Origin of the sequence: Klebsiella sp. CB_Kp196 (genome assembly GCF_040061575.1) — a bacterium.
Lineage (GTDB): Bacteria > Pseudomonadota > Gammaproteobacteria > Enterobacterales > Enterobacteriaceae > Klebsiella > Klebsiella michiganensis.
Window position 1 is genome coordinate 107,542 of sequence record NZ_JBEAFH010000045.1, and the last position, 24,835, is coordinate 132,376.

Consider the following 24,835-nt stretch of genomic DNA (forward strand, 5'->3'; position numbering starts at 1 on the left):
GCAGCTTAATATTCTGAATTCACAATGACCTCTTCACCCTGAGCGCCCGCCATCGGCAGCGGCTTATAGGAAGAGTTTGAGGCCCGCAAGATACGGATCCCGCGCGCACCCACCTCGCGGGCAGCGGAGATATCGTTATCCGAATCGCCGTAGAAAACTTTGATCCCTTTCTCCTGCAGCCACTGCGTTTTGGTGTTCTGGCCAGGTTTATCGCCGGCAAAAATAACCGGGTTCATATTCGCCGCCGGGATGAGAAAATCATCCTGCAGGGTTTTTGATACCGTTTCGGTTTTGGTCTGGCTACGGCCGGTAACGAAATAGATGCTATCGCCGCGCTTTACGTGCATCGCAATCAGCTGGCGCGCCACCTCTTTCGGCATGCTGAATTCATCCCAGCCGTTGTTCATTTTTTCCCAGAACTCCGGATTTTTCAGGTAATCATCGCTGCCGGGGGAATAGGTTTTCTGCCCGCGCCAGAAGCCCGGGCTGGAGAACAGGACGGTATCATCAATATCAAAACCGACGGCCATCGGCTGGCGTCCCAGCAGGCTATTTTCAATCTGGGCGACGGAAACCCAATGGATCGGCGCCTGTTCGGCGAGTTTCGCCATATTGGTGCCCGTCCACAGCGGCTGCGGTGTGGAGGCGCGAGCAACGACGGAGCTATTTAGCGTGAACAGTAAGCAGACGGCCCCAAAGGCCAGGGTGATCTTGCGCATATTTTTCCCTAAATAATCGAATCGTTATAATTTTCAATAATGTGTACGCTTATTAATGCACCCAGACCTTACCCCCCGCGAAGGCGGATAGGAAGGTTTTTCTGCTCTGATGTCATATAAAAAGAGAATGATCACACTTCGGGAAGCGAATTGCCCGCGTCATGATTTGGCGCGGGCAAAAGGTCAGGAAGAACTTATATTACCGCAGCAAACGCCTGCGCGACGCGGCGCACGTTTCCTGCATTCAGCCCCGCGACGCACATGCGGCCGCTGGCAATCAGGTAGACGCCAAATTCATCGCGCAGGCGGTCAACCTGGGCCGCGCTGAAACCGGTATAGCTAAACATGCCGCGCTGCTTGAGCAGATAGTCAAAATCACCGCCCGGAACCGTCTCTTTCAGCACATCAACCAGCTCCTGACGCATGGCCAGAATACGGGTACGCATCCCTTCCACTTCCGTCAGCCATGAGGCTTTCAGCGCGCTGTCGCCCAACACCGCCGCAACCACCTGCGCGCCAAAGTTCGGCGGGCTGGAGTAGTTGCGACGCACGGTCGCTTTTAATTGCCCCAGTACGCGCCCCGCGGTTTCAGTATCTTCACAGACGATCGACAGCCCGCCAACGCGCTCACCGTACAGGGAGAAGATTTTCGAGAACGAGTTGCTGACCAGCATGGGCATCCCGGCGTTCGCTATGGCGCGGATAGCGTAGGCATCCTCTTCCATGCCGGCGCCAAAGCCCTGATAGGCAATGTCGAGGAAAGGAATCAAATTACGCGCTTTCAGCACCTCAACCACTTGATCCCACTGAGCGTTGGTAAGATCGGCTCCCGTTGGGTTATGGCAGCAGGGATGCAGCAGCACGATGTCGCGTTCCGGTAGCGTATTGAGTTTTTCAAGGAAAGCCGCGAAACGCACGCCATTGGTTTTATCATCAAACCAAGGGTAAGTACTTACTTCGAATCCAGCCCCTTCAAATATAGCGATGTGGTTTTCCCACGTCGGGTCGCTGACCCATACGCGCGAGCCTGGGAAGTAGCGTTTCAGGAAGTCTGCGCCGACTTTCAGCGCTCCGGAGCCGCCCAGCGTCTGAATAGAGGCCACGCGATGCTGCGCCAGTACCGAATGATCGGCCCCGAACAGCAGCGACGCAATCGCGTGGCGATAGGTGTTCAGCCCTTCCATCGGTAAATAGATTGAGGCGCCGTGCGGCTGGGCGTTAAGACGTGCTTCCGCTTCGGCAACCGCCTTCAGCTGCGGAATGATGCCGTCTTCGTTGTAATAAAGACCGATGCTGAGATTTACTTTGTCACTACGCGGATCGTCTTTAAAACGCTCCATCAGGGAGAGAATGGGGTCGCCAGCGTAGGCGTCAACTTTCTGAAACACGCGATGTTTCTCCAGGTTTACATGGGCTCGTTATAACACAATAAACTGGATGTGAAAGAAGGTCGAGGGGATGTTGGCGGATAAAACAGAACGGGCTGGATTTGACGCAACAACGTGAACGCCCATCCCGGATGGCGGCTTAAACCGCCTTATCCGGGCTACCGGCCCGTAGCCGGTAGCGGCCCCGTAGCCCCGGTAAGGCGTCAGCCGCCACCGGGGGAAAGCGCGCTGGCTGACATTAATCCACGTACTTCATGGATACCCGTGAAGTCAGGCGCGTAATAAGTTCGTAAGCACTTACTTTTGTAATTTCGGCAATCCGCTCGACGGGGAGGCCTTCGCCCCACAGCACGACCGCGTCGCCAGCGTGGTCCTGTGCTTCAGGCCCGAGATCGACGCAAATCATATCCATCGCCACGCGTCCGACAATCGGCACTTCCCGGCCGTTAACCAGTACCGGCGTTCCGGACGGCGCGGCGCGCGGATAGCCGTCACCGTAGCCCATCGCCACAACGCCTAAACGCGTATCACGCTCGCTGATCCAGGTTCCGCCGTAGCCCACCGGCTCGCCGGCTTTATGCTCGCGGACCGCGATCAGGCTGGAGGTCAGAGACATCACCGGCTGGCAGCCAAAATCCGCGCCGGTGGATCCACCGTCGAGCGGCGATACGCCGTAGAGAATAATCCCCGGACGCGCCCAGTCGAAGTGCGACTGCGGCCATAGCAATATACCGCCGGATGCGGCGATTGAGCGCAGCCCCGGTTTCCCTTCCGTGAAGGTGGTAAAGATATCCAGCTGACGTTCGGTCGCGCCGCACTCAGGCTCATCCGCACGGGCAAAATGGCTCACGATATTGACCGGCTGGCGGACGTTTTTACACTGGCTCAGGCGCTGATAAAAGGCTTCAGCCTGTTCGGGCAGAACGCCTAATCGATGCATCCCGGTGTCCAGCTTCATCCATACGGTTACCGGCTCGGGTAAATCCGCTTCCTCCAGCGCAGCCAGCTGCTCCGGGCTGTGTACCGCCGTGTGCAGGCGCTGGGCGGAGATCACCGGCAGGTCGGCGGCCTCAAAGAATCCCTCCAGCAGCAGGATCGGCTGGGCGATACCGCCCGCGCGCAGGCGCAGGGCTTCTTCAAGACGGGCGACGCCAAAAGCATCGGCGTCCGGGAGCGTTCGCGCGGTCTCAAGAAGACCGTGTCCGTAGGCGTTCGCTTTCACCACCGCAACCAGTTTGCTGGCGGGCGCCAGTTCACGCAGACGTTGCAGGTTGTGTCGCAGAGCGCGGCGGTTAATGACTACAGTTGCCGCTTGCATTTGAATTCCTTAATAAAAGAATCTCCTAAATCCTTCGTGTTGCAGGAAGGCGACAAGCCTGAGAATCCCCGGGAGCTTAGTAAACTAAGTGACCGGGGTGAACAGGCGTAGTCAACGCACCTGCGGCATGAAGGATGACGGAGATTTATTCGTCGTCGTATTGTGGCCCAGCATAATTATCAAAACGCGACCACTGACCGTTAAACGTCAGGCGCACCGTCCCGATAGGGCCGTTACGCTGTTTACCAATAATAATTTCAGCGATGCCTTTTAAGTCACTGTTTTCGTGATAAACCTCATCACGGTAGATAAACATGATTAAGTCGGCGTCCTGCTCGATGGAGCCGGACTCACGCAGGTCGGAGTTGACCGGGCGCTTATCCGCACGCTGTTCCAGCGAGCGGTTAAGCTGCGACAGCGCCACCACCGGCACCTGTAGCTCCTTCGCCAGCGCCTTGAGCGAGCGGGAAATTTCGGCGATTTCCAGCGTACGGTTATCGGAGAGCGACGGCACGCGCATCAGCTGCAGGTAGTCGATCATAATAAGACCGATGCCGCCGTGCTCGCGGGCGATGCGCCGCGCGCGGGAGCGCACTTCGGTTGGCGTCAGGCCGGAGGAGTCATCAATATAGATGTTACGTTTTTCCAGCAGAATTCCCATGGTGCCGGAAATGCGCGCCCAGTCTTCATCATCCAGCTGGCCGGTACGAATGCGGGTCTGGTCAACGCGCGACAGCGAGGCCAGAGAACGCATCATAATCTGCTCCGAGGGCATCTCGAGACTGAAGATGAGTACCGGCTTATCCTGCAGCATCGCCGCGTTTTCCACGAGGTTCATCGCAAAAGTCGTCTTACCCATTGACGGACGCGCGGCGACAATAATCAGGTCCGACGGCTGAAGACCGGCGGTTTTTTTATTGAGATCGTCATAGCCGGTATTCACCCCGGTGACGCCGTCATGCGGCTGCTGGAAGAGCTGTTCAATACGCGCCACGGTAGCGTCGAGCACGTCGGCGATATTCTTCGGCCCCTCGTCTTTATTTGCGCGGCTTTCGGCAATTTTAAACACCCGGGATTCGGCGAGGTCGAGCAGATCTTCGCTGGTGCGGCCCTGGGGATCGAAACCGGCCTCGGCGATTTCATTCGCCACGGAGATCATTTCGCGTACCACCGCACGTTCGCGGACGATATCGGCATAAGCGCTGATGTTCGCCGCACTTGGCGTATTTTTCGATAATTCCGCCAGGTAGGCGAAGCCGCCGACGCTGTCCAGCTGCCCCTGACGCTCCAGCGATTCGGCGAGCGTAATCAGGTCAATCGGGCTGCCCGATTCCTGCAGGCGCGCCATTTCGGTGAAAATATGGCGATGCGGACGGGTATAAAAATCTTCCGAAACAACCCGCTCGGCAACATCGTCCCAGCGTTCGTTATCCAGCATTAAACCGCCCAACACCGACTGTTCCGCTTCAATCGAGTGCGGCGGGACCTTCAACCCATCGAGCTGATAATCACGCTCGCGGGGTTCAGTCTGTGGTTTGTTGAAGGGTTTATTTCCTGCCATAGTGAATGGAGTTACCGAGATAGTGAATGGGTCGAAAGATTACCACATTTCTGGAGGAAGCATGGCAACACGAATTGAATTTCACCAGCACGGAGGGCCTGATGTTCTGCAAGCGCTGGAGTTCACGCCGAAAGATCCCGCAGAGCACGAAATTCAGGTAGAGAATAAGGCCATCGGCATCAACTACATTGATACCTATATCCGCAGCGGCCTCTACCCGCCCCCGTCATTGCCGAGCGGTCTGGGTACCGAAGCCGCTGGCGTAGTAAGCAAAGTCGGCAGCGGCGTGAAACATATCAAAGCCGGCGATCGGGTGGTCTACGCGCAATCGGCGCTGGGAGCCTATAGCACCGTCCACAACGTGCCCGCGGATAAGGCCGCCATTTTGCCGGACGCGATCTCTTTCGAGCAGGCGGCGGCCTCATTCCTGAAAGGGCTCACGGTCTATTACCTGCTGCGGAAAACCTACGAGATCAAAGCGGGCGAGCCGTTCTTATTTCATGCGGCGGCCGGCGGCGTCGGGCTCATCGCCTGTCAGTGGGCCAAAGCGCTGGGCGCGAAGCTGATCGGTACCGTCGGCAGCGCGCAAAAAGCTGAACGCGCCAAACAGGCTGGCGCCTGGCAGATCATTAACTATCGCGAAGAGAATATCGTCGAGCGCCTGAAAGAGATCACCGACGGTAAGAAAGTCCACGTGGTTTATGATTCCGTCGGGAAAGATACCTGGGAAGCCTCCCTTGACTGCCTGCAGCGTCGGGGGCTGATGGTGAGCTTCGGCAACTCCTCCGGCCCGGTGACCGGCGTCAATCTCGGGATCCTCAATCAAAAAGGTTCGCTGTACGTCACCCGCCCTTCTCTGCAGGGCTATATCACCACGCGTGAAGAGCTGACGGAAGCCAGCAACGAGCTGTTTTCGCTGATCGCCAGCGGCGTGATAAAAGTGGATGTCGCGGAGAGCCAAAAATATGCGTTAACCGACGCCAGACGCGCACATGAGGTGCTGGAAAGCCGGGCGACGCAGGGTTCAAGTTTGCTCTTGCCGTAATGGCCGGAGCACTAAAGTTTAGGGCTTCCACATGGGAAGCCCTTACTTTTTTTGTTCGGCTGTATGTAGGGTACAGCACGATGAATTCGTTAACCCGCTAATAGTGACAGATTTAATAAGCAAAGCCTACGCTGTTTTATGCAAAAATCTTCAGGTTGTGACATACCGCTCAATACCTTAGTAGCGCCAGCGGTTATTAGCACGATAACGGTTGCCGGTTGGTGATTTTATCGCCCGAATCACCCAAACCACAACAACGGCCAGCAGCAGCCACGGCAGCAGTTTAATCATTAACGCAAACAGACCGCCGACAAACATCAGCGCGGTCGCGACGACAATCGCGGCAATAATACCCAGCAGTGAAATGCCGGTGACCAATAACATGACAAAAAAGCCAATAACGAATAAGAGTTCCAGCATCGTCTTTCCCCTAAAGAAATTTTATCTACCTTACCGGATATTACAAAAATCGTGCCAAATATAACCTATTGAATAATAACAAAAACGCCCGGCACGATACGTGCAGGGCGTGGTGAATTTGACCAGGTTTTAGTGAAAAACTAACGCTTGTCGGCAACCAGTTTCAGCGCCTGTTCCAGCACGTTGATGTCCGCCCCGGCTTTATGCGCATTTTCGCTCAGATAGCGACGCCACTGGCGCGCCCCGGGGATCCCCTGAAACAGCCCGAGCATATGGCGCGTTACGTGCCCCAGATAAGTACCGTTGCTAAGCTCGCGTTCGATATAGGGATACATCGCCCGGACCACGGAAACCGGGTCAGCATCGATGCCTTCCACGCCGAAAATTTCCCGATCCACCGACGCCAGAATGCCTGGATTCTGATAGGCTTCACGGCCCACCATCACGCCGTCCATATGCGCAAGATGTTGTTTTGCTTCTTCCAGCGACTTAATGCCGCCGTTAATCGCCATCGTCAGATGCGGAAAATCACGCTTCAGCTGGTAAACGCGCGGATAGTCAAGCGGCGGGATCTCGCGGTTTTCTTTGGGGCTCAGCCCCGAAAGCCACGCTTTGCGCGCATGGATGATAAACATCTCGCACTCGCCTTTCCCGGATACCGTTTCGATAAAATCACACAGAAACCCGTAGCTGTCCTGGTCATCAATGCCGATACGGGTTTTCACCGTGACCGGGATCGACACGACGTCGCGCATGGCTTTAATACAGTCTGCCACCAGCTGCGCGTTCCCCATCAGGCAGGCGCCGAACATACCGTTCTGCACGCGATCGGACGGGCAGCCAACGTTCAGGTTAATTTCATCGTAGCCGCGCGCCTGCGCCAGCTTCGCGCAGTGTGCCAGCGCAGCCGGATCGCTGCCGCCGAGCTGCAGGGCGACCGGATGCTCTTCTTCGCTGTAGGCCAGATAGTCGCCCTTGCCGTGAATAATCGCACCGGTGGTCACCATTTCGGTGTACAGCAGCGTGTGGCGCGACAGCTGACGCAGAAAATAACGGCAGTGTCTGTCGGTCCAGTCGAGCATCGGCGCGATGGAAAAACGGTGAGCGGCGAAAGCAGTAGGCGTTGAATCTGACATCATGGCGAATAAATAAGCATCCGGGTAAAAAGGGGCGCTACTATAGCACAAAGATAAACCACTGACGCATAGCGTCAGCGCTCACCTTTTTTATCCCGCAATAAACGCTATATTTTCCGTGGCTTCCCGTCGTGAGGGCCAAAAAACTGCGGCGGATGGTCAACCCAGCGATCCTGTCGCGTGGCGGCATAGCCGGGGTTAAGCGGGTAGTAGATGCGATTAAATTTCTTATTTGCCTCGCCAACGACTAACAGGCGAACCTCCTGCTCGGTGTTATTGAGAAAGGTGTGGCAAATGCCGGTTCCGGCAGGAAAGCCGACGCTATCCCCCGGCTCCAGCTTCCAGAGATAGCCGTTAATCCACACTTCCGGATAGCCTTCCAGCACGTAGATAAACTCTTCTTCGTCGCTCTCCGCATGCGGATAAGAGGTTCGGCGTCCGGGCGGTAGACGCTCATGGTGGATCCCCAGGCGATTCAGCCGCAGGCCCCGCGCCAGCGGCGCGCCGATGGAGAAAAGCTCAGTACTGTCGGGATAGGTGGAATCATCCACGCCTTCCAGTTCACGCCAGTGTCGAATGCAGTCAGGTCGTTTCATCGTTTTCTCCCGAAAATGAGATGCATCAGGTATAGCATAAGGTGGCAAGGTTGAGCGACCCCAGGAGCGCGGCTGGGACGAACTGGCGCAGCCAGCGCGCAGGTAACGTGAAGTGTGACGGGTATAGCCCGCCGGGTCTCGGCGTTTTACCGGTATCGTGATAAAGTAACAGTTTCAGATTCACGCAACCAGAGGACGCTCATGGATAAGACCACTTCGCAACAAATGTTAGCGCATGCTGAAAAGCTGTGCGCGCAGCGTGGCGTGCGCCTGACCCCGCAGCGCCTTGAAGTATTGCGTTTGATGAGCCTGCAGCAAGGGGCAATCAGCGCCTACGACCTGCTCGATCTCCTTCGTGAAAAAGAGCCTCAGGCGAAACCGCCGACGGTGTACCGGGCGCTGGAGTTTTTACTCGAGCAAGGGTTCGTGCATAAGGTGGAATCCACCAATAGCTACGTGCTGTGTCACCTTTTCGATCAGCCGACCCACAGCTCGGCGATGTTTATCTGCGACCGCTGCGGCGGCGTCAAAGAAGAGTGTGCGGAAGGCGTCGAAGATATTATGCATACGCTGGCGGCAAGAATGGGATTCGCCCTGCGCCACAACGTCATTGAGGCTCACGGCCTGTGCGCCGCCTGCGTCGAGGTTGAATCCTGCAGTACGCCGGGCCACTGCCACCACGACCATACCATCCAGATCAAAAAGAAAGCCCGCTGAGGCGTTAGCCGCAGCGGGAATCAAGGGTGTATACCCGTCATACTTCAAGTTGCATGTGCGTTGGCTTTGTTACTCGGCTCATCCATGAGCCTCGCCCTTCGGGCCGCCGGGATACGACGTTCAAATCTGTTCCAGACAGATTTGTCGCTCACCCCAGTCACTTACTGGAGTAAGCTCCTGGGGATTCTCTGCGTTGCCGCGTTACTCGGCCTGCGGCCTCGCCCCTCCGGGGCCAGCGCAAGCGCTGTTCAAAGCACGAGTGCCTTGTCCTGCAACTCGAATTATTTAGGGTATAAATCGTTAGAGCAGGCAATAGTAAGGGGTTAAAACACGCCGTTTTCGCTACCAGCGATAGTCGTTTTTGGTTTCCCAGTCGGTCACTTCTTTCTCTGCCTGGTCTTTGGCGTAACCGTAACGTTCCTGAATTCTGCCCACCAGCTGGTCGCGTTTGCCTTCAATGACGGTCATGTCATCGTCGGTCAACTTGCCCCATTTTTCTTTCGCTTTACCTTTGAACTGTTTCCAGTTACCGCCGATTTCGTCTTTATTCATCATGCATTCCTCATCGTTCGGTTATCGTTCGGTGAATGAACAGCCCGCTGTGTGCCGGACATGACTTAACTATAGATGAGTATCCTGAGTAAGATTTATTATTCGGAATCTTTAACCATCAGATGCACCAAATGCATTACGAAAACCAGGTTCCGCGCTGCCAGTGGCGCCGCCAGATAACCGCCAGAGAAACGCCGCGCAGAGCGAGAAAGACCGTCAGCGCCAGCCACAGTCCGTGGTTGCCGAGCGTCGGTACCGTCAGCAGCGTCAGGGCAAACCCCGCCGCCGCTACCGCCATGCTGTTGCGCATCTCCGCCCCCCGCGTCGCGCCGATAAACATTCCGTCCAGCAGGTAGCACCAGACGCCAATGACCGGCAGTATCATCTGCCAGACCAGATAGCGGTCGGCCAGCTGCTGCAGCGAAGGCAGCGAGGTCAGCAAAGCGATAATCTGCTCACCGGCAAGGCCGTAAATCAGCGCAAACGCCAGCGCCACCATCCCTGACTGGCGGCAGGCCGCGTGCCAGACGGCAAGCAGCTGGCTGTCGTCGCGCGCGCCGTAGGCCTGCCCGGAGTGCGCCTCAACGGCGTAGGCAAAACCGTCCAGCGCATAGGCGGTAAAGGTCAGCATCGTCATGAGGACCGCATTGACCGCGACGACATCGGCGCCAAGGCGGGCGCCAAATACCGTCACCGCCCCGAAGCAGAGCTGTAGCAGCAGCGAGCGCAGCATGATGTCGCGATTCAGCGCCAGCAGGCGGCGTATATCTCCGCGCCAGGCGTTTTTCAGCATCGACAGGGAAACGCCGCGCAGCGCCAGCACGCGTCTCGCCATCAGCAGGCCAATAAAGAAAGTGACGTATTCTGCGGTGACCGTCGCCAGCGCCGCCCCCTGCACGTTCATATGCAGGCCCATCACCAGCCATAAATCGAGCACGATGTTGAGGACGTTGCCGACTACCAGCAGGATCACCGGCGCTCTGGCGTACTGCACGCCCAGCAGCCAGCCCAGCAGGACCAGATTCGCCAGCGATGCCGGCGCGCTTAGCCAGCGGAGCTCCAGGAAGCGTCTGGCCTGTTGGAGCACGGCTTCGCTACCGCCGACGATATGCAGCGCCAGGTCGATTAACGGCATCCGTAAGAGCACAATCGCCGCCCCGGCGGCCAGCGCCAGAACCAGCGGCTGCACCAGCGCACGCGCCAGCCGCTGCGGATCTTTTGCGCCAAACGCCTGCGCCGTCAGTCCGGTGGTACTCATTCGCAGGAACAACAGCAGCATAAAGAGGAAGCTGGTCGCCGTTGCGCCAACCGCCACGCCCCCCAGATAAACCGGGCTGTCGAGGTGGCCAATAACGGCGGTATCCACCAGCCCCAGCAGCGGAACGGTGATATTGGAGAAAATCATGGGCAGCGCTAAGCGCCACAGGGCTTTGTCGGCGGCGTTAAAAAGCATGGAGAAAGAGCCCAAATGAGGAAAAACGGCGCAGCATCATGCATCAGGTGATGATGCCGCGAGGTGAAGAGATTACTGCCAGTTGCCGTTGCGGATAACGCCAACGGCCAGGCCTTCAATAGTGAAGCTTTGCTCGCGAAGGTCCACCACGATCGGCGAGAATTCGCTGTTTTCCGGCAGCAGTTCAACGACGTTACCCTGCTTTTTCAGTCGCTTCACGGTAACTTCTTCGTCGATGCGCGCCACAACCACCTGGCCATTGCGCACATCCTGCGTTTTATGGACGGCCAGCAGGTCGCCATCAAGAATACCGATGTCTTTCATCGACATCCCGCTAACGCGCAGCAGAAAATCGGCATTCGGCTTAAACATAGCCGGATCGACCTGATAGTGACCTTCGATATGCTGCTGGGCCAGCAGCGGCTCACCCGCCGCGACGCGGCCAATAAGCGGCAGACCCGTTTCTTCTTCCGTCAGCAGACGAATACCGCGGGAGGCGCCGGAAACGATCTCGATTGCGCCTTTACGCGCCAGCGCTTTCAGGTGTTCTTCCGCCGCGTTTGGGGAACGGAACCCCAAGCGCTGAGCAATCTCCGCACGCGTCGGCGGCATGCCCGTCTGGCTGATATGATCCCGAATGAGATCAAACACCTCTTGCTGCCTGGTCGTTAACGCTTTCATTCCGCCCCCTGGGTGTATATACAGTTATGCTGTGAGTATATACAGCTAACGGTGATTTTGGAACCACATTTCACACAAAAATCAGGAGTTTCTTTCCGTTTTGCGAGCCGCTACGCCAGGCGTTAGCGGTAGTTTGCCCATAAAAGCGTTCCCCACGCGATCAGCGCGATGATGATCGCCAGCAATACCGCCGCCGATCCCATGTCTTTCGCTCGCCCCGACAGCTCGTGATGTTCAGGGCCAATACGGTCAACAACCGCCTCAATCGCGCTATTGATAATTTCAACTATCATCACTAGCAGGACCGAGCTAATCAACAGCACCCGGGTGATGGCATCGACGTCTAACCAGCAGGCGATCGCCACGGCAACAACGGCCGCGATGCCTTCCTGACGAAAGGCGGCCTCGTTGACCCACGCCGCCCGGAATCCTTTCCAGGAATACCCTGCCGCTTTAATAATTCGGGTTAACCCAGTGGTATTATTGGCCATCAAACAAACCTTTTTATGTAAATGACGTCAATGAGTGTACGCGTTTGCCGCGTTACAACGGAAATTTTGCGCACTTTCTGTTATTCTTGCGGCGCATTTGCATGATTAACCAGAGGCTTCACATCGTCTATGTCTGGCTGGCAACGAATTTACTATAAATTACTGAATTTACCATTAAGGGCGCTGGTAAAAAGCAAGTCGATTCCGGCACAACCTGCTCAGGAATTAGGCCTGGATACCTCGCGTCCCATTATGTATGTCCTGCCCTACAATTCGAAGGCGGACCTGCTGACGCTGCGCGCGCAATGTCTGGAACATGAGTTACCGGACCCGCTGGAGCCGCTCGAGATCGACGGCGGCCTGCTTCCGCGCTACGTATTTATCCACGGCGGACCGCGCGTGTTTACCTATTACACGCCGAAAGAAGAGTCTATCAAGCTCTTTCACGACTATCTGGATTTGCACCGCAACCATCCCGATCTTGACGTGCAGATGGTGCCGGTTTCGGTGATGTTCGGTCGCGCACCGGGGCGTGAAAAAGGCGAGGTGAACCCGCCGCTGCGCATGCTCAACGGCATTCAGAAATTCTTCGCCGTTCTGTGGCTGGGCCGCGACAGCTTTGTCCGTTTCTCGCCTTCGGTCTCGCTGCGTAAGATGGCGGACGAACACGGTACCGATAAAACCATCGCCCAGAAGCTGGCCCGCGTGGCGCGCATGCACTTCGCCCGTCAGCGTCTGGCGGCGGTCGGCCCGCGCCTGCCCGCGCGCCAGGATCTGTTTAATAAGCTGCTGGCGTCGAAAGCCATTGCCCGTGCGGTAGAAGACGAAGCGCGCAGCAAGAAAATTTCTCATGAAAAGGCGCAGCAAAACGCTATCGCCCTGATGGAAGAGATCGCCGCAAACTTCTCCTATGAGATGATTCGCCTGACCGACCGCGTGCTGGGCTTTACCTGGAACCGGCTGTATCAGGGCATTAACGTGCATAACGCCGAGCGCGTGCGCCAGCTGGCGCATGAAGGCCACGAGATCGTTTATGTCCCGTGCCACCGCAGCCATATGGACTATCTGCTGCTCTCTTACGTCATTTATCATCAGGGCCTGGTGCCGCCGCATATCGCCGCCGGTATCAACCTGAACTTCTGGCCCGCCGGTCCGATCTTCCGTCGCGGCGGCGCGTTCTTTATTCGCCGTACGTTCAAGGGCAATAAGCTCTACTCAACCGTATTCCGCGAATATCTCGGCGAGCTGTTCAGCCGCGGCTATTCGGTGGAGTATTTCGTTGAAGGCGGGCGTTCGCGTACCGGACGCCTGCTGGATCCGAAAACCGGCACCCTCTCGATGACCATTCAGGCGATGCTGCGCGGCGGTAATCGCCCCATCACCCTGGTGCCGATTTACATCGGCTACGAGCACGTGATGGAGGTCGGTACCTACGCCAAAGAGCTACGCGGTGCGACGAAAGAGAAAGAGAGCCTGCCGCAGATGCTGCGCGGCTTGAGCAAGCTGCGAAATCTCGGCCAGGGCTACGTTAACTTCGGCGAACCCCTGCCGCTGATGGCCTATCTGAACCAGCATGTGCCGGACTGGCGCGAGTCTATCGACCCTATCGAAGCGGTTCGCCCTTCCTGGCTGACCCCGACGGTGAATAATATCGCCTCGGATCTGATGGTGCGCATCAATAATGCCGGCGCGGCTAACGCCATGAACCTGTGCTGTACCGCGCTTCTGGCATCGCGTCAGCGTTCACTGACCCGCGAGCAGCTCACCGAGCAGCTGGAGTGCTATCTCGCCCTGCTGCGCAACGTGCCATATTCAGCGGATGCGACTACGCCTGCGGCTTCGGCCAGCGAGCTGATTGACCACGCGCTGCAGATGAACAAGTTCGAAGTTGAGAAAGATACCATTGGCGATATCATCATTCTGCCGCGCGAGCAGGCCGTCCTGATGACCTACTACCGCAACAACATCGCCCATATGCTGGTGATGCCGTCGCTGTTAGCCGCCATCGTCACTCAGCATCGTCGTATTACCCGTGCCGAAATCCTGCGTCACGTCGAGATGTTCTATCCGTTCCTGAAGGCCGAGCTGTTCCTGCGCTGGGAAAAAGCGGAGCTGGCGGGCGTCGTCGATGCGCTGATCGCTGAGATGCAGCGTCAGGGCCTCATCGCCCTGAACGACGATGAGGTGAGCGTCAATCCGTCTCATGCCCGTTCTCTGCAGCTGCTGGCCGCAGGCGCGCGCGAAACGCTGCAGCGCTACGCCATTACCTTCTGGCTGCTGAGTGCCAACCCGTCAATCAACCGCAGTTCGCTGGAGAAAGAGAGCCGCACCGTGGCGCAGCGCCTGTCCGTTCTGCACGGCATCAACGCGCCGGAGTTCTTCGATAAGGCGGTGTTCAGCACGCTGGTGTTGACCCTGCGTGACGAAGGCTATATCAGCGATACCGGGGACGCCGAGCCGGAAGAGACGTTGAAGATCTACCGCATGCTGGCGGATCTGATTACTTCGGATGTGCGATTAACGATTGAAAGCGTTACCCAGGATGAAGCGTAACGTTTAAAGAGATGTCCCGGCCTGCGCCGGGCTACCGGACCCTGCGGTTTTGTAGCCCGGCTAAGGCGTTTACGCCGCAAGCCGGGAAACCCACAGCGCTACTGCATATATCCCATCGCCAGGCCGAGAAACAGCACCAGCCCCACGTAGTTATTGTTCATAAACGCCTTAAAGCAGGCATCGCGTTCGCGTTTAAATATCAGCTTCTGCTGCCAGGCAAACAGCGCCGCGGCGATAAACAACGACCAGTAATACTCCCAGCCCAGCCCGCTCAGCCAGCCTACCGCGGCCATCAGACCCAGTACCGCCACCTGTAAAATACCGATGATTAAGCGATCGTTGTCGCCAAAGAGAATCGCCGTCGATTTGATACCGATTTTGACGTCATCATCACGATCGACCATCGCATACTGGGTATCGTAGGCCACCGCCCACAGGATATTGGCGAGGAACATCAGCCAGCAGCTCAGCGGCAGCGATTCGCTGACCGCCGAAAAGGCCATCGGGATCGACCAGCCGAACGCCGCGCCCAGCACGACCTGAGGCAGGTGGGTATAGCGCTTCATAAACGGATATACCCATGCCAGCGCCAGCGCCGCTACCGACAGCAGAATGGTCATGGTGTTCAGGGTCAACACCAGCAGAAACGAAAGCAGCACCAGCACGACAAACAGCGTCCGCGCCTCCTTTTCGCTAACGTCGCCGCTCGGCAACGGGCGGCGGGCCGTCCGTTTGACGTGGCCGTCAAACTTGCGATCGGCATAGTCGTTGACCACGCAGCCTGCGGCGCGCATCAGCCAGACGCCGGCGACAAAAACGGCGAGGATCCATAGCGGCGGTATCCCCGGCGTCGCCACCCACAGCGCCCATAGCGTCGGCCACAGCAGCAGCAGCGCGCCAATCGGTTTGTCAGTACGCATCAGGCGGTGAAACGCCAGCAGCTTGTTCTGCGTCAGACTCCACTCCATTTCATTTTCCTCTTAATACAACGGCGATGCAGGCAAAAACAGTTCCGTCAGCAGCAGCGGTTTGCCGCTCAACCGGAGGCGGGAACGACGCCCCCACAGCTCTGCATGACGACCAATTTCAATAAAATCACGGGTTAGCGTCGATGACGTGAAGAGATAGCGGCCCAACGGCGTTTGCCCCAGCTGTTGCAGCGCCAGTTCGGGGCCGCTCAGCGTTGATTCGGGCACTATCGTGCGCCCGGCCAGCCAGGGTTCACCGTTGGCGCAAAGAATGATTTCCCGCAGCCAGTAGCGGGGTTCGCTCGGTAACAGGGGCGCCTCACCGGCCAGCGCGTCGCGTCCAACAAAACCTTCGTTAACCATGATGACGCTGACTTTCTTCCCCTGCTGCTCAAAGCGTTTGGTCATTGAGTCTTCCAGCAATAGCCAGTCGCGCAGATGCGCATCCAGCGGGGGCATAGCGGCAAAATAATGCAGCGCACGCAGTTGCGTAAGCGCAGGATGTGGCATGCCTGAATCTCCGGTACATAACGTAAAGGTATTGTATCGCAGAATGGGGCATCGGGGGCGGGCAAACGTCAATATACGATCATCCGCGCAACAGCCGTGCAACAGAGGCTGCGGCGCGCTAAAAAAAAGTGCGCCCTGACGGACGCACCTAAAGGCTGTGCCTAAACATCAGCATTGCGGGGAGACGGTCACCCCTTGCCTTTTACACTGCTGATAAAGGTGGAACGAGCAGATTTCGAGCCAAGACGTTCAGCTTCGTTCATCAATTTCAGGGCTTTATCGATATCGCCTTTCGCAACCGCCTGCTTAATGCCGTTGTTGAAATAGGTTTCGGTGTCATCAAGCATCGGTTCGCTTTTCGCCGCCGGAGCCGGGGCCGGCGCGACAACCGGCGCGGCGGTATTGCCGACGGTCACCGGGCCATTGCCGGAAGAGCCAAACAGCGGACCAACCAGCACGCTGGAGCCGCTATTGGTTTTGACTTTTAGCTTCAGCACGCCATCGGTGGTGTGGCGGGCTATCGGGTCTGGAATATCCGGCACGGCATTGCCCGCGCCTTTAGCGTAAGCTTTCGCCGGATCCAGCAGAGTCGTGGTTTGTTGTAAATCTTTTTCCGTCGTAAAGACCAGCACGTAAAGCTTCTGCTGCCCCAGCGCCGGGGTCAGGCGCATGACGCCTTCAAGCCGATCCGCGGTCATCACGCCGGGCTGCTGATAGGTAAAATAGCTGCTGGGGAAGAACGCGGATGGCGTCATATTCTGATCGAGAATCAGCACGTTCGGCGCAAAAATCTGTTTTTGCTTATTCACTTCGCTCGTGAGCGTCAGGGTCAGTTCGCCAATATTCGCCGGAACGCTCCAGGCCGCAACCGGTCCGGAGATGCCGGCAACATCCAGGCGCTGGCCGCCCGTGAGTAAATCAACGGTCTGCGTTTTAGATTGATCGACTGGCGTCCAGACGAGCTGCTGTAGGGCAGCGCCGGGGATGGCGGGCGCTGCGCTGGTGTTTTGCGGGACAAAGTTGACGTCGGCAAGGCTCATTCCCGGCGCGCATGCCAACATTCCTGCGGATAAACACAGGGCGACGAGAGTTTTCTTCATTTTCATTGTTCTCACCTCGGATAGCGTAGGTTTAGCGGTGGCCAGGCAATAGCGCGCTAATCCTGAAGAATCAGGAGGGGCAGAGCCCCTCCGTGTCACTACATGATTACGGCGGTGTTACCACCAAACTTCCATCTGCGCACCGAAGGTCACTTCGCTATCGTTACCGCGGCTGGAGGTGTAAACCCCGTTACCGCTGCCGTCTTTAGTCTGCAGACCGGAGGTGTTGCTGTAGCCCCAGTTCTCATCCCATTTTGCGTAGGTCGCGAAAATACGGATTGCCGGGCGAGACCAGACGCTGTTACCCGCCTGCCATTGCTGGGCCAGGGTAATTTTGTACTGGTTGTTGTTTTCGCTGGTGCGCTGAGATTTCACGTTGTCGTAACCGACTTCCAGCTGGGTGCTCATGATCGGCGTCCATTTGTACATCGGACGAACACCGACGGTGTACCAGGTAGAACCGTTGTTGCTGTCCAGGTCCACGTCCTGGTACATCGCAACGTACATCAGGCCCCAGTCATCGTTGAAGTCCATCGCGCCGTGATCCAGAACGCGGATCATGCTGCCGTTGTTATCGATGCTGGTTCCCTGGGAGTGACCGCTGTTCCAGGAGGTCATCGAGTCGGTCGCATACTGAACAACAAACTTGTTGAAGCCGCCCCAGATAGACTGAGTATGTTCACCGGTGAACATCCAGCCGTCTTTTGATGCGCCATCAACCAGACGGTAATCGTCCTGCGGGTTAGCGCGGCCATAATCCACGCCTAACTCCAGTACGCCGCCCGGGTTGATTTCCATACCGGCCAGACGCACGTCAAAGACGTCGTTTGCGGTTTTAGCAGCAAATTTCTTGGTGTCATCGCTGGAGAAAGTGTAAGAACCGCCGCTTTCTGAGTTACGCGTGGCCGCCAGAGAGAGTTTACCGAAGCCGAGGTCAACGTTTTCCAGACCCGCACCCGGGCCGGAGATATCCCAGTAGTAGAAGTCGATCATGTGAACGTCATGACGCTGGTAGAAGCGCTTACCGGCCCACAGGGTAGAACCCGGCAGCCAGTCAATCAGGTTTTTACCCTGGATGTTAGCTTCACGAAACGCCGGAGAGGTACTTTCCCAGTCATCTTCCTGATTTACGGAATAAGCGACGTTAGTATCGAAATAAAAACTCTTATCACCTTCTTTCCACAACTCCTGGCCCAGCTTCAGTTCCGCATAGGTTTCACATTCGTTGCCAAGACGGTATTTGCTTTGAGCACCCGTGGCTTTGAAGCACTGTTGCTCACCGCCGCTGCCGGTCCAGCCGATACCAGAACGAGCGTAGCCGTGGAAATCAACGGCCAGCGCCTGAGCAGACATAACGCCTGCCGCAACGGCGACCGCCAGTGGAAGTTTGCGCAGAGTAATCATCATTCTATCTCCTGAGATCATTGCTTTTCTTTGAACACTTCACCCTTCGGGCTGCCTCTTTGTTGGCTGCGCTCACTCACCCTGGTCACGTACTTTTGTACGCTCCCAGGGATTCATTCCCTTGCCGCCTCGATGCAGCGCGAATGGTTTTGTGTTTTTTTTTAGTTAGAAGCCTTACACGCCCGGCTCTTTATGCAGCCGACGACAAGCGGTGCCATCCTCACGGAATAAATGGCAGCGCTCCGGCGGCAAACCGATGGCGAATGTGGCTCCCTCTTCTACCAGCACCACGTCGTTCTGGCGGTAAACCAGGTTTTGACGGATGGATGGGATCTGGATATGAATTTGCGTTTCGTGGCCGAGCTGTTCGACCACCTGAACTTCACCTTCAAGGGTGACGTCGGCGATATCGCTGGGCAGCAGATGTTCCGGGCGAATCCCTAAGGACATGTTGGCGCCGACCTGAACGCGGGCGCTGTCCACCGGCAGCCAGACCTGCTGACGGTTTGGCAGCTCCACCTGCACCTGCTCAATGGCGGTAGCGGTGACTTTCACCGGCAGGAAGTTCATCTTCGGCGAGCCAATAAAGCCCGCGACGAAACGATCCGCCGGGTAGTGATAGAGTTCGAGAGGCTTCCCGACCTGCGCGACGCGACCGGCGTCCAGCACCACAATCTTGTCGGCCAGGGTCATCGCTTCGACCTGGTCGTGGGTCACGTAAATCATCGTGCGGCCAAGACGCTTATGCAGACGGGAAATCTCAATGCGCATCTGCACGCGCAGCGCGGCATCGAGGTTAGAGAGCGGTTCATCCAGCAGGAACACGCGCGGTTCAGCCACCAGGGTACGGCCAATCGCCACGCGCTGACGCTGACCGCCGGAAAGCGCTTTCGGTTTGCGCTCCAGCAGATGGGCCAGCTGAAGAACCTCCGCCACCTGAGTCACGCGCTGGTTAATCAGCTCTTTTTTGGCGCCGGCCAGCTTCAGGCCAAAAGACATGTTTTCCGCGACGGAAAGGTGGGGGTAAAGCGCATAAGACTGAAACACCATCCCGATACCGCGCTCGGCGGGCGGGACATCATTCATTCGGGTATCGCCAATCAGCAGATCGCCGCTGGTCACCGTTTCCAGCCCGGCAATCATACGCAGCAGGGTGGATTTGCCGCAGCCTGATGGCCCAACAAACACGACGAACTCCCCATCCTGGATCTCGAGATTGATATCTTTCGATACCACTACGTCACCCCAGGCTTTCGTTACATTTCGCAGCTGTACGCTCGCCATGCCCTTCTCCCTTCGTTACAACCTGTCACTTAACGACACATTCAAGATGGGCTGACTATGCGGCATTCATAAATAGGGTAAATCCTCCACCCCCCGGCTTTTTTATGGGGGAGGAGGCGGGAGGATGAGAGATTGCTTCTCGCCGCCGGGGGGGACGGACGGACGTCGATTTCGTGATGTAGCCTGCAAAATTGGCCGCCTTTTTATGTGCTCCAGGACTCATAACCGGCATTTCTGCAATGGAGATCACACTATCGGGGGATGGGGCGTAGACATGGGGAGGATGGAAAGAGGTTGTTAAAAAAGGAAACTCATCACCGTTAAGCCACTCAAGTGTATCCACGAGCACATCACCAAATAGGACGGGTATATGAAAATCAAAACTGGCGCTCGCATCCTCGCGCTGTCTGCATTGACCACGATGATGTTTTCCGCCTCTGCCCTCGCAAAAATCGAAGAAGGTAAGCTGGTTATCTGGATTAACGGCGACAAAGGCTACAACGGCCTCGCTGAAGTGGGTAAAAAGTTTGAAAAAGACACCGGCATTAAAGTCTCCGTAGAGCATCCGGATAAGCTGGAAGAGAAATTCCCGCAGGTTGCCGCGACCGGCGACGGCCCTGACATCATCTTCTGGGCTCACGACCGTTTTGGCGGCTACGCGCAGTCCGGCCTGCTGGCGGAAATCACCCCGGATAAAGCGTTCCAGGACAAACTCTATCCGTTCACCTGGGATGCGGTTCGCTATAACGGCAAGCTGATTGCCTACCCGGTTGCCGTTGAAGCGCTGTCGCTGATCTATAACAAAGACCTGGTGCCAAACCCGCCGAAAACCTGGGAAGAGATCCCGGCGCTGGATAAAGAACTGAAAGCGAAAGGTAAGAGCGCGCTGATGTTCAACCTGCAAGAACCGTACTTCACCTGGCCGCTGATCGCCGCCGACGGCGGTTATGCGTTCAAGTTTGAAAACGGCAAGTACGACGTGAAAGACGTAGGCGTGGATAGCGCTGGCGCGAAAGCGGGCCTGACCTTCCTGGTCGACCTTATCAAGAACAAGCATATGAACGCCGACACCGACTACTCCATCGCGGAAGCGGCATTCAACAAAGGCGAAACCGCGATGACCATCAACGGTCCGTGGGCGTGGTCTAACATCGATAAGAGCAAGGTTAACTACGGCGTTACCCTGCTGCCGACCTTCAAAGGCAACCCTTCTAAACCGTTCGTTGGCGTACTGAGCGCCGGTATTAACGCCGCCAGCCCGAACAAAGAACTGGCGAAAGAGTTCCTCGAAAACTACCTGATGACCGATCAGGGTCTGGATGAAGTGAACAAGGACAAACCGCTGGGCGCGGTCGCGCTGAAATCCTTCCAGGAAAAACTGGAAAAAGATCCGCGTATCGCCGCCACCATGGCTAACGCCCAGAAAGGTGAAATCATGCCGAATATTCCGCAGATGTCCGCCTTCTGGTATGCCGTTCGTACCGCAGTGATCAACGCCGCTAGCGGTCGCCAGACCGTCGATGCGGCGCTGAAAGACGCACAGGCTCGTATCACCAAGTAATACGGTTTCCCTTATTTCTTAGGGAATAAGGTTTGTTGAATACGTTGTTACGCGAAATCATTCGCGCTACATCGAGGCGGCAAGGATGCAAATCCCAGGAGCTTACATCAGTAAGTGACTGGGGTACGCATCCGCAGCCAACAAAGAGGTAGCGCGAAGGATAAAGTGTAAAGAGGATGATCCCCATGGATGTCGTGAAAAAGAAGCACTGGTGGCAAAGCCCGCAGCTCACATGGTCTGTGATCGGCTTGCTGTGCCTGCTGGTGGGTTACCTTGTTGTTTTGATGTACGCCCAGGGGGAGTACCTGTTTGCCATCATGACGCTGATTTTGAGCTCGGTTGGCCTGTATATTTTTTCCAATCGCAAGGCCTACGCCTGGCGCTATGTTTATCCGGGTCTCGCCGGGATGGGGCTGTTCGTCCTGTTCCCGCTGATCTGCACTATCGCTATCGCTTTTACCAACTACAGCAGCACTAACCAGCTGACCTTCGAACGCGCCCAACAGGTGCTGATGGACCGCTCCTTCCAGGCAGGGAAATCCTACAACTTCGCGCTTTATCCGGCGGGAGATGAGTGGAAGCTGGCGCTGACCGACGGCGAAAGCGGCAAAAACTATCTTTCCGACGCCTTTAAATTCGGCGGCGAACAGAAGCTGGCCTTAAAAGAGGCAGACGCCCTGCCGGAAGGCGAGCGCGCCACGCTGCGCGTGATTACGCAAAACCGTACCGCCCTGAACCAGCTGACCGCCGTGTTGCCGGATGAAAGCAAAGTCATTATGAGCTCCCTGCGTCAGTTCTCCGGTACTCAGCCGCTGTACGCGCTGGCCAGTGACGGCACGCTGACCAACAACCAGAGCGGCGTGAAATACCGTCCGAACGCCGAGGTCGGTTTCTATCAGGCGATGAACGCCGACGGTAGCTGGGGCAGCGAAAAGCTCAGCCCGGGCTACACCGTGACCATCGGCTGGGATAACTTCACTCGCGTGTTCCAGGATGAAGGCATCCAGAAACCGTTCTTCGCGATTTTCGTCTGGACGGTGGTGTTCTCCGTTCTGACCGTGATTCTCACCGTTGCGGTCGGCATGGTGCTCGCCTGTCTCGTCCAGTGGGAAGCCCTGAAAGGTAAAGCGATTTACCGCGTACTGCTGATTCTGCCTTACGCCGTACCGTCGTTTATCTCGATTCTGATTTTCAAAGGGTTGTTCAACCAGAGCTTTGGTGAGATCAACATGATGCTCAGCGCGCTGTTCGGCATCAAGCCGGCCTGGTTTAGCGACCCGACCACCGCGCGTACCATGATTATCATCGTCAACACCTGGCTGGGCTATCCGTACATGATGATCCTGTGCATGGGCCTGCTGAAAGCGATTCCTGACGATTTATATGAAGCCTCGGCAATGGATGGCGCTACGCCGTTCCAGAACTTCTTCAAAATTACGCTGCCGCTGCTGATCAAGCCGCTGACGCCGCTGATGATCGCCAGCTTCGCCTTTAACTTTAACAACTTCGTGCTGATTCAGCTGTTGACCAACGGCGGGCCGGACCGGCTCGGCACCACCACGCCGGCGGGCTACACCGACCTGCTGGTGAGCTATACCTACCGTATCGCCTTTGAAGGCGGCGGCGGTCAGGACTTCGGCCTTGCGGCGGCTATCGCCACGCTGATCTTCCTGCTGGTAGGCGCCCTGGCGATTGTTAACCTGAAAGCCACACGTATGAAGTTTGATTAAGGGAGATAACGATTATGGCTATGGTTCAACCCAAATCTCAGAAGCTGCGCCTGTTCACGACGCACCTCCTGCTGCTGATTTTTATCGCGGCGATTATGTTCCCGCTGCTGATGGTCATCGCTATCTCTCTGCGCGAAGGGAACTTCGCCACCGGTAGCCTGATCCCCGAAAGTATCTCCTGGGAGCACTGGCGGCTGGCGCTCGGCTTCAGCGTCGAACACGCTGATGGTCGCGTCACGCCGCCCCCCTTCCCGGTGCTGCTGTGGCTGTGGAACTCCATCAAGGTGGCAGGCATTACCGCCATTGGCATCGTCGCGCTTTCTACCACCTGCGCTTACGCTTTTGCCCGCATGCGCTTCCCGGGTAAAGCAACGCTGCTGAAAGGGATGCTGATTTTCCAGATGTTCCCCGCGGTGCTGTCGCTGGTCGCGCTGTACGCCCTGTTTGACCGTCTCGGCCAGTACGTGCCGTTCGTCGGCCTGAATACCCACGGCGGCGTCATCTTCGCCTACATGGGCGGTATCGCGCTGCACGTCTGGACAATCAAAGGTTACTTCGAAACCATCGACGGCTCGCTTGAAGAAGCGGCGGCGCTGGACGGTGCGACCCCATGGCAGGCTTTCCGCCTCGTGCTGCTCCCGCTGTCGGTACCGATTCTGGCGGTGGTGTTTATTCTGTCGTTCATCGCGGCGATTACCGAAGTGCCGGTGGCCTCCCTGCTGCTGCGCGATGTGAACAGCTATACCCTTGCGGTCGGAATGCAACAGTATCTCAACCCGCAGAACTATCTGTGGGGCGACTTTGCCGCCGCGGCGGTGCTTTCCGCCATTCCGATTACCGTGGTGTTCCTGCTGGCCCAGCGCTGGTTGGTTAACGGCCTGACGGCTGGCGGAGTGAAAGGTTAATTTTTTTGTAACACCCGCCCCAAATTTCAGATGAGGGCCGACGGTTTAGCGGTAATGCGCGACCCCAACCGGGTATTACCGCCGTCGCCCTCAGCTGAAAAAGTAAGGCAAATGCCACTGCTATCCTCAACTGGACCCTACATAAATTCTATTTGTGACTGTTGGTCAGCGGCCCTGGAGGCCGCTTTTTTTATTCGCGCTTCAGACGGTTGGAGTTACACAGCCAGAGCGTTATCACCAGAATCAGGATCGCCGCGGAGTAAATCAGCACCGCCATAGGCGACTCATGATCGATAATGATCAGGCGGACGATTGCGGTGATGCCGATATAGACAAAGTAGCGCAGCGGGAAGTGAAATCCCGACTCAAAGTACTTCACTATCAGCGCGATAAACTCGAAATAGAGGAAGTAGACCACCAGCCCTTCCACCAGCTTGTACTTGCTGACAGGCTCCGGGGTGAACAGGACGTGCGCCAGATGCAGCGTCTCCTTTCCCAGAAATACGATCAGAATGACCCCCAGGCACAGCAGGCCAAGATTCAAAACGGTTTGCATTGCGGTTGCAATAAAACTCACCAACGGACGATAAACCGGCGGCATAGGTACACCTCATCATCATGATTTCCTGTGACCTGTATAACGCAAAAATGTGATCCAGATCTACATTTGTGAGTCCCTTCTTTCCACTGCTTGCCTTTCTCATCTCCGATGAAATACGTAAAAAGAGAAATTTTTACTTTCG

The 24,835-nt window shown here is 56.6% G+C and carries 23 protein-coding genes; 6 read left to right on the plus strand and 17 right to left on the minus strand.

Going from position 1 to position 24,835, the window contains the following annotated elements:
* Window positions 1–5: 5 nt before the first annotated feature.
* The 4 genes from aphA to dnaB form a co-directional block, all read right to left on the minus strand.
* Window positions 6–719, minus strand: coding sequence for an acid phosphatase AphA (gene aphA / locus ABLU87_RS14410; RefSeq protein ID WP_004097791.1), 714 nt, complete (start codon window positions 717–719; stop codon window positions 6–8).
* 194 nt (window positions 720–913) lie between these two features.
* Window positions 914–2,107 (minus strand): aromatic amino acid transaminase, encoded by a 1,194-nt coding sequence (gene tyrB / locus ABLU87_RS14415; protein ID WP_122117190.1) that lies wholly within the window; start codon window positions 2,105–2,107, stop codon window positions 914–916.
* A 238-nt stretch (window positions 2,108–2,345) separates the two neighbouring features.
* On the minus strand, window positions 2,346–3,425 hold the full coding sequence (gene alr, locus ABLU87_RS14420; RefSeq protein ID WP_004097789.1) for an alanine racemase: 1,080 nt from the start codon (window positions 3,423–3,425) through the stop codon (window positions 2,346–2,348).
* Between the two features lie 145 nt (window positions 3,426–3,570).
* Window positions 3,571–4,986 carry a replicative DNA helicase gene (gene dnaB / locus ABLU87_RS14425; protein ID WP_004097788.1) on the minus strand — a complete coding sequence of 472 codons (1,416 nt, stop codon included), beginning with the start codon at window positions 4,984–4,986 and terminating at the stop codon, window positions 3,571–3,573.
* Window positions 4,987–5,047: 61 nt separating this feature from the next.
* Here dnaB and ABLU87_RS14430 point away from each other — a divergent pair, with 61 nt between their 5' ends.
* Window positions 5,048–6,031, plus strand: coding sequence for a quinone oxidoreductase (locus tag ABLU87_RS14430; protein ID WP_014227544.1), 984 nt, complete (start codon window positions 5,048–5,050; stop codon window positions 6,029–6,031).
* Between the two features lie 177 nt (window positions 6,032–6,208).
* Here the strand turns inward: ABLU87_RS14430 and pspG are convergent, their stop codons facing one another.
* From pspG to ABLU87_RS14445, 3 genes are all read right to left on the minus strand, one after another.
* Window positions 6,209–6,451 (minus strand): envelope stress response protein PspG, encoded by a 243-nt coding sequence (gene pspG / locus ABLU87_RS14435; RefSeq protein ID WP_049079202.1) that lies wholly within the window; start codon window positions 6,449–6,451, stop codon window positions 6,209–6,211.
* 140 nt (window positions 6,452–6,591) lie between these two features.
* Window positions 6,592–7,590, minus strand: a complete 999-nt coding sequence (gene dusA, locus ABLU87_RS14440) for a tRNA dihydrouridine(20/20a) synthase DusA (RefSeq protein ID WP_116280016.1) — start codon at window positions 7,588–7,590, stop codon at window positions 6,592–6,594.
* A gap of 104 nt (window positions 7,591–7,694) precedes the next feature.
* On the minus strand, window positions 7,695–8,183 hold the full coding sequence (locus ABLU87_RS14445; protein WP_014227541.1) for a cupin domain-containing protein: 489 nt from the start codon (window positions 8,181–8,183) through the stop codon (window positions 7,695–7,697).
* A 201-nt stretch (window positions 8,184–8,384) separates the two neighbouring features.
* Between ABLU87_RS14445 and zur the strand changes: the two genes are divergently transcribed.
* Complete coding sequence (gene zur, locus ABLU87_RS14450) at window positions 8,385–8,900, plus strand: zinc uptake transcriptional repressor Zur (RefSeq protein ID WP_004097781.1); 516 nt, start codon at window positions 8,385–8,387, stop codon at window positions 8,898–8,900.
* 342 nt (window positions 8,901–9,242) lie between these two features.
* Here the strand turns inward: zur and ABLU87_RS14455 are convergent, their stop codons facing one another.
* The 4 genes from ABLU87_RS14455 to ABLU87_RS14470 form a co-directional block, all read right to left on the minus strand.
* Window positions 9,243–9,452: a CsbD family protein gene (locus tag ABLU87_RS14455; protein ID WP_004137568.1), complete on the minus strand. Its 210-nt coding sequence runs from the start codon at window positions 9,450–9,452 to the stop codon at window positions 9,243–9,245.
* A gap of 136 nt (window positions 9,453–9,588) precedes the next feature.
* Window positions 9,589–10,905, minus strand: coding sequence for an MATE family efflux transporter DinF (dinF, locus tag ABLU87_RS14460; protein ID WP_122117560.1), 1,317 nt, complete (start codon window positions 10,903–10,905; stop codon window positions 9,589–9,591).
* A 72-nt stretch (window positions 10,906–10,977) separates the two neighbouring features.
* The gene (gene lexA / locus ABLU87_RS14465; RefSeq protein WP_004097774.1) at window positions 10,978–11,586 is read right to left on the minus strand and encodes a transcriptional repressor LexA; all 609 of its coding nucleotides are present in this window, start codon (window positions 11,584–11,586) and stop codon (window positions 10,978–10,980) included.
* A gap of 122 nt (window positions 11,587–11,708) precedes the next feature.
* A complete protein-coding gene (locus ABLU87_RS14470; protein WP_014227539.1) occupies window positions 11,709–12,077 on the minus strand; it encodes a diacylglycerol kinase in 369 nt (122 codons plus the stop codon).
* A 129-nt stretch (window positions 12,078–12,206) separates the two neighbouring features.
* On the opposite strand from ABLU87_RS14470, the gene plsB reads away from it, so the two are divergent.
* Window positions 12,207–14,630 carry a glycerol-3-phosphate 1-O-acyltransferase PlsB gene (plsB, locus tag ABLU87_RS14475; RefSeq protein ID WP_004097770.1) on the plus strand — a complete coding sequence of 808 codons (2,424 nt, stop codon included), beginning with the start codon at window positions 12,207–12,209 and terminating at the stop codon, window positions 14,628–14,630.
* Window positions 14,631–14,728: 98 nt separating this feature from the next.
* Here the strand turns inward: plsB and ubiA are convergent, their stop codons facing one another.
* The 5 genes from ubiA to malK form a co-directional block, all read right to left on the minus strand.
* Entirely contained in the window at window positions 14,729–15,598 is an 870-nt protein-coding gene (ubiA, locus tag ABLU87_RS14480) for a 4-hydroxybenzoate octaprenyltransferase (RefSeq protein ID WP_004097768.1), read from the minus strand.
* 12 nt (window positions 15,599–15,610) lie between these two features.
* Window positions 15,611–16,108 (minus strand): chorismate lyase, encoded by a 498-nt coding sequence (gene ubiC, locus ABLU87_RS14485; protein WP_014227537.1) that lies wholly within the window; start codon window positions 16,106–16,108, stop codon window positions 15,611–15,613.
* Between the two features lie 188 nt (window positions 16,109–16,296).
* Entirely contained in the window at window positions 16,297–17,214 is a 918-nt protein-coding gene (gene malM, locus ABLU87_RS14490; protein ID WP_014837132.1) for a maltose operon protein MalM, read from the minus strand.
* A 111-nt stretch (window positions 17,215–17,325) separates the two neighbouring features.
* Window positions 17,326–18,615 (minus strand): maltoporin, encoded by a 1,290-nt coding sequence (locus ABLU87_RS14495; protein ID WP_014227535.1) that lies wholly within the window; start codon window positions 18,613–18,615, stop codon window positions 17,326–17,328.
* 171 nt (window positions 18,616–18,786) lie between these two features.
* The gene (gene malK / locus ABLU87_RS14500; RefSeq protein WP_004097762.1) at window positions 18,787–19,896 is read right to left on the minus strand and encodes a maltose/maltodextrin ABC transporter ATP-binding protein MalK; all 1,110 of its coding nucleotides are present in this window, start codon (window positions 19,894–19,896) and stop codon (window positions 18,787–18,789) included.
* A gap of 370 nt (window positions 19,897–20,266) precedes the next feature.
* Between malK and malE the strand changes: the two genes are divergently transcribed.
* The 3 genes from malE to malG all read left to right on the plus strand — a co-directional run bounded on the left by malE (window position 20,267) and on the right by malG (window position 24,092).
* A complete protein-coding gene (gene malE / locus ABLU87_RS14505) occupies window positions 20,267–21,457 on the plus strand; it encodes a maltose/maltodextrin ABC transporter substrate-binding protein MalE (protein ID WP_014227534.1) in 1,191 nt (396 codons plus the stop codon).
* Between the two features lie 185 nt (window positions 21,458–21,642).
* Window positions 21,643–23,187 carry a maltose ABC transporter permease MalF gene (malF, locus tag ABLU87_RS14510; protein ID WP_025107705.1) on the plus strand — a complete coding sequence of 515 codons (1,545 nt, stop codon included), beginning with the start codon at window positions 21,643–21,645 and terminating at the stop codon, window positions 23,185–23,187.
* A 14-nt stretch (window positions 23,188–23,201) separates the two neighbouring features.
* Complete coding sequence (malG, locus tag ABLU87_RS14515) at window positions 23,202–24,092, plus strand: maltose ABC transporter permease MalG (RefSeq protein ID WP_004097756.1); 891 nt, start codon at window positions 23,202–23,204, stop codon at window positions 24,090–24,092.
* Between the two features lie 190 nt (window positions 24,093–24,282).
* Here the strand turns inward: malG and psiE are convergent, their stop codons facing one another.
* Window positions 24,283–24,693, minus strand: coding sequence for a phosphate-starvation-inducible protein PsiE (psiE, locus tag ABLU87_RS14520; RefSeq protein ID WP_004097754.1), 411 nt, complete (start codon window positions 24,691–24,693; stop codon window positions 24,283–24,285).
* Window positions 24,694–24,835 lie beyond the last annotated feature (142 nt).

Coding starts and splice junctions, on each gene's coding strand:
- aphA (WP_004097791.1), bottom strand. CDS start 719: ATGCGCAAGATCACCCTGGCCTTTGGGGCCGTCTGCTTACTGTTCACG.
- alr (WP_004097789.1), bottom strand. CDS start 3,425: ATGCAAGCGGCAACTGTAGTCATTAACCGCCGCGCTCTGCGACACAAC.
- dnaB (WP_004097788.1), bottom strand. CDS start 4,986: ATGGCAGGAAATAAACCCTTCAACAAACCACAGACTGAACCCCGCGAG.
- ABLU87_RS14430 (WP_014227544.1), top strand. CDS start 5,048: ATGGCAACACGAATTGAATTTCACCAGCACGGAGGGCCTGATGTTCTG.
- pspG (WP_049079202.1), bottom strand. CDS start 6,451: ATGCTGGAACTCTTATTCGTTATTGGCTTTTTTGTCATGTTATTGGTC.
- dusA (WP_116280016.1), bottom strand. CDS start 7,590: ATGATGTCAGATTCAACGCCTACTGCTTTCGCCGCTCACCGTTTTTCC.
- ABLU87_RS14445 (WP_014227541.1), bottom strand. CDS start 8,183: ATGAAACGACCTGACTGCATTCGACACTGGCGTGAACTGGAAGGCGTG.
- zur (WP_004097781.1), top strand. CDS start 8,385: ATGGATAAGACCACTTCGCAACAAATGTTAGCGCATGCTGAAAAGCTG.
- ABLU87_RS14455 (WP_004137568.1), bottom strand. CDS start 9,452: ATGAATAAAGACGAAATCGGCGGTAACTGGAAACAGTTCAAAGGTAAA.
- dinF (WP_122117560.1), bottom strand. CDS start 10,905: ATGCTTTTTAACGCCGCCGACAAAGCCCTGTGGCGCTTAGCGCTGCCC.
- lexA (WP_004097774.1), bottom strand. CDS start 11,586: ATGAAAGCGTTAACGACCAGGCAGCAAGAGGTGTTTGATCTCATTCGG.
- ABLU87_RS14470 (WP_014227539.1), bottom strand. CDS start 12,077: ATGGCCAATAATACCACTGGGTTAACCCGAATTATTAAAGCGGCAGGG.
- plsB (WP_004097770.1), top strand. CDS start 12,207: ATGTCTGGCTGGCAACGAATTTACTATAAATTACTGAATTTACCATTA.
- ubiA (WP_004097768.1), bottom strand. CDS start 15,598: ATGGAGTGGAGTCTGACGCAGAACAAGCTGCTGGCGTTTCACCGCCTG.
- ubiC (WP_014227537.1), bottom strand. CDS start 16,108: ATGCCACATCCTGCGCTTACGCAACTGCGTGCGCTGCATTATTTTGCC.
- malM (WP_014837132.1), bottom strand. CDS start 17,214: ATGAAAATGAAGAAAACTCTCGTCGCCCTGTGTTTATCCGCAGGAATG.
- ABLU87_RS14495 (WP_014227535.1), bottom strand. CDS start 18,615: ATGATGATTACTCTGCGCAAACTTCCACTGGCGGTCGCCGTTGCGGCA.
- malK (WP_004097762.1), bottom strand. CDS start 19,896: ATGGCGAGCGTACAGCTGCGAAATGTAACGAAAGCCTGGGGTGACGTA.
- malE (WP_014227534.1), top strand. CDS start 20,267: ATGAAAATCAAAACTGGCGCTCGCATCCTCGCGCTGTCTGCATTGACC.
- malF (WP_025107705.1), top strand. CDS start 21,643: ATGGATGTCGTGAAAAAGAAGCACTGGTGGCAAAGCCCGCAGCTCACA.
- malG (WP_004097756.1), top strand. CDS start 23,202: ATGGCTATGGTTCAACCCAAATCTCAGAAGCTGCGCCTGTTCACGACG.
- psiE (WP_004097754.1), bottom strand. CDS start 24,693: ATGCCGCCGGTTTATCGTCCGTTGGTGAGTTTTATTGCAACCGCAATG.